This is a genomic window from Microbacterium enclense, assembly GCF_004022425.1.
GTDB lineage: Bacteria > Actinomycetota > Actinomycetes > Actinomycetales > Microbacteriaceae > Microbacterium > Microbacterium enclense_A.
Window position 1 is genome coordinate 1 of record NZ_RBZY01000113.1, and the last position, 3,605, is coordinate 3,605.

3 protein-coding genes are annotated in these 3,605 nt (G+C 72.3%); 2 read left to right on the forward strand and 1 reads right to left on the reverse strand.

Annotated features, from left to right (window positions below; genetic code table 11):
• The coding region (locus tag D8Y23_RS16290) for an aldehyde dehydrogenase family protein (RefSeq protein WP_128219077.1) at window positions 1-526 on the reverse strand (526 nt) is incomplete at its 3' end.
• Window positions 527-626: 100 nt separating this feature from the next.
• Between D8Y23_RS16290 and D8Y23_RS16295 the strand changes: the two genes are divergently transcribed.
• Together D8Y23_RS16295 and D8Y23_RS16300 are read left to right on the forward strand one after the other, a co-directional pair.
• Entirely contained in the window at window positions 627-2,282 is a 1,656-nt protein-coding gene (locus tag D8Y23_RS16295; RefSeq protein WP_240663941.1) for a PucR family transcriptional regulator, read from the forward strand.
• 49 nt (window positions 2,283-2,331) lie between these two features.
• Window positions 2,332-3,605 (forward strand): glycoside hydrolase family 5 protein (locus tag D8Y23_RS16300; protein WP_240663942.1); only part of this gene is annotated, 1,274 nt, incomplete at its 3' end.

Consider the following 3,605-nt stretch of genomic DNA (forward strand, 5'->3'; position numbering starts at 1 on the left):
TCTCGCTCGGCTTCAGCACGACGGTGTTGCCGCAGGCGATCGCCGAGGCGGTCATCCACAGCGGCACCATGACCGGAAAGTTGAACGGCGTGATCGCGGCGACCACCCCGACGGGCTGCTTGACCGAGTGCACATCGACGCCGCGGCTGACCTGCTCGGCGTGCTCGCCCTTGAGGAGGTGCACGAGGCCCGCGGCGAACTCGACGTTCTCGATCCCGCGGCTGATCTCGCCCCTGGCATCCGAGAGCACCTTGCCGTGCTCGGCTGTGATGATGGCGGCGAGCTCGTCGGTGCGCTCGACGAGCAGGTGGCGCAGACGGAAGAAGACGTCGGCGCGCTTGATGAGGCTCGTGGCGCGCCACGCCGGGAAGGCGGCCTTGGCCGCGGCGATCGCCTCGTCGACCTCGGCGGTGGTGGCGAACGCGACCTGCGCCTGGACGGCGCCGGTGGCCGGATCGAAGACGTCGCCCGTGCGCTCCGCGGCACCGCGGGCTTCGCCGTTGACGTGGTGGTGGATGACGGTCATGCGGATCCTCCTCGAGATGCCCGGCAGCCCGGACAGATCGACCGGGAGCGCCGTAGGGTGTTCACTGCCGATTCTGCGGGACACGGAGGGGAAAAGGCGCATGGCTGATCGTCGCGAAGAACGTCCGGTCCGGACAGATCGTCCGGATGCCGTGAAGGCCTCCGGCGACCGCGGTCTTCCCACGCTCGCCGAGGTTCTGGAGTCGCCCGCGCTCGCCGCCGGCGCCCCCGAGATCCTCGTCGGTGGCGCAGCGCTCTCCGCGCCGGTGCGCTGGGTGCACGTCTCGGACAGCCCCGGGGTCGCTCGGCTTCTTGAGGGCGGCGAGCTCCTGCTGACCACCGGCTCGGCGTGGCCCGAGGAACCCGCGGACCTGCGCGCCCTCGTGGCCGAGTTCGTGCGCGCGGGGCTCGTGGGCATCGTCATCGAGCTCGGCGCCCACTACCGTTACGTCCCGGCCGTCGTCGTCGCCGCGGCCGCGACCGCCGCCCTGCCGCTCATCGCCCTGCACCGCGAGATCAAATTCGTGTCGGTGACCGAACAGGTGCACCGTCGGATCATCGACGACCAGACCGCGGCCCTGCGGGCCCGCGACGAGGTGCGGACGCTCTTCACCTCTCTCGCCCTGCGCGGCGCACCCGCCGACTACGTCGTCGAGCGCCTCGCCCGCACCCTCCGCGCCCCCGTCGTCCTCGAGTCGCTCGCGCACGAACTGATCGTCGTCGACCTCGCGGATGCCGATCCCGCGGTCCTCGACGATTGGCAGGAACGCTCGCGCCGGTCCCGGAACGACGGCGACGACGGCCGCTCGATCGTGCCGGTCGAGGCTCGTGGCATCCGGTGGGCGACGCTCGTCGCGCTCGCGGGCCCCGGTCATCCGGCGGGCCGTCGCGCGGTGCTCGAACAGGGAGCCACGGCGCTCGCGCTCGGGCGCCTCGCCGACCCGGACGGCGACGACTGGGCGCGTCTGGGACGGCGGCGACTCATGGACGCCCTGCTCGGCGGGCGCTACGGCTCGGCGGAGGAGGTCGTCGCGCTCCTGGGTGCCGCGGGCATCGACCTGCCCGGGGTGGCGCTCTTCGGCCTCGCCGCCGCGGAGGCGACCGCCGCAGACCTCGAGGCCGCGGCCGTCGACCTCGGCGGCCGCGCGATCTGTGGCACGCCGCGGTCCTCGAGCGAGCGCGCCGCGGGATGGATGCCGATCCTGCTCGCCGTGCCCGCGACCACGACGTTCGCCGGGGCGGCGGCCGAGCGCTTCCGCGCGCGGCTCTCGCGGGACGGCTCGACCGCGCGGCTGTCGGTCGGACCGCGGGTGGAGGCGACCTCGGCGGAGACGGCCGTCCCGCGCCTCTTGGATTCGCTCGCGCAGGCGCTCGACCTCGCCGAGGTGGGCGAGCTCCCCGACGGAGAAGTGCACTGGGTGGTGCGCCATCCGCTGGTGCGGTTCGTGTCGTCGCTGCGGGGGGATCACCGTCTGCTCGAGCACGGGGAGGACCTCCTCGCTCCCGTGCTGGCCGCCGCGCCCGCCCGTCGCCGCGACCTCCTCGCCGCCCTGTCGGCGATGGTGGCTCACCCCGGCAATCGCACTGCGGCCGCCGCCGCCGCCCACGTGTCACGTTCGGTGTTCTACCAGCGGCTCGATCTCGCCGAGCGGGTGCTCGGCGTCGACCTGGATGACGGCGAGGTGCTGGCGGCGTTGCATCTCGCCCTGGTGGTGCACCGCGCACATCGGTCCCCCGGTCGGCCCGCCTCTCTCTGATCGCGTCGCCGCCGCCCGCTACGATGACCGCAACGGGCGGGGGAGAGACATGGCAGAGCGTCCATCGTGGATGAGGCGTGCCGGGGCACGCGTGGCGGCGGTCGCCGCGGCCGCGGTCCTTCTTCTGTCGGGTGCGGTCGCGGTGCCCGCGGCGTCGGCCGCGACTCTGCCGGGCTGGCTCTCGACGAGCGGGTCACGCATCGTGACCTCGATCGGCACCCCGTACACGATCAAGGCCGTCGCCTGGTTCGGAATGGAGACCTCGAACTGCGCCCCGCACGGCCTGTGGACGATCTCGCTCGACGAGGGACTGACGGCGATTGCGGGAATGGGCTTCACCACGGTGCGGCTGCCGTTCTCGAACGAGTGCCTCGCCGCGACGACGACCACCTCGATCAACGGCAACGCCAACCCGGGACTCGTCGGTCTTCCGCCTGTCCGACTCCTGGACACGGTCATCGCCCGGGCCAAGGCCCACGGGTTGTCGATCATCCTCGATCGCCACCGCCCGGACTCGGGCGCGCAGAGCGAGCTCTGGTACACCGCGCAGTACTCCGAGCAGCGGTGGATCGACGACTGGACGATGCTCGCCGCGCGCTACAAGAACGACTCGACCGTCATCGGCGTCGACCTGCACAACGAGCCCCACGGCCCCGCGTGCTGGAACTGCGGCGACCCGGCTCGCGACTGGCGCGCCGCAGCGACGCGCGCGGGCAACGCCGTGCTCGCCGTCAATCCCCGACTCCTCATCATCGTCGAGGGGGTCGAGCGCCAGAACGACGGCACCGGCACCTGGTGGGGCGGCGGGCTGAAGGACGTCCGCTCCGCCCCCGTGAGCCTGTCGGTGAAGAACCGCGTCGTCTACTCGCCGCACGACTACCCGGCTTCGGTGTTCGCCCAGACCTGGTTCTCCGACCCGCGGTACCCCGCGAATCTGCCCGCGCTGTGGGATGCCAACTGGGGGTACATCGCGAAGGAGAACATCGCCCCCGTGCTCCTGGGCGAATTCGGCACGAAGCTCGAGACACCCGGCGACAAAGCCTGGCTGGCGGCGCTCGTCGACTACCTCGCCCGCAACAAGATGAGCTACGCCTACTGGTCGTACAATCCCAACAGCGGCGACACGGGCGGCCTCGTCGCCGACGACTGGCGCACGCTGCAGACCGCGAAGCTCGCGGTGCTGCGACCGATCCTCACGCCCGTCGCGCAGCCGACGCCGACGCCGAAGCCGACGGCGACGCCGAAGCCGACGGCGACACCCAAACCCACGGCGACGCCCAAGCCCACGGCCACGCCCAAGCCCACGGCCACGCCCAAGCCGAC

Bases quoted from the DNA above. Each gene is read 5' to 3' on its own strand.
- D8Y23_RS16295 (WP_240663941.1), top strand. From the start codon at position 627: ATGGCTGATCGTCGCGAAGAACGTCCGGTCCGGACAGATCGTCCGGAT.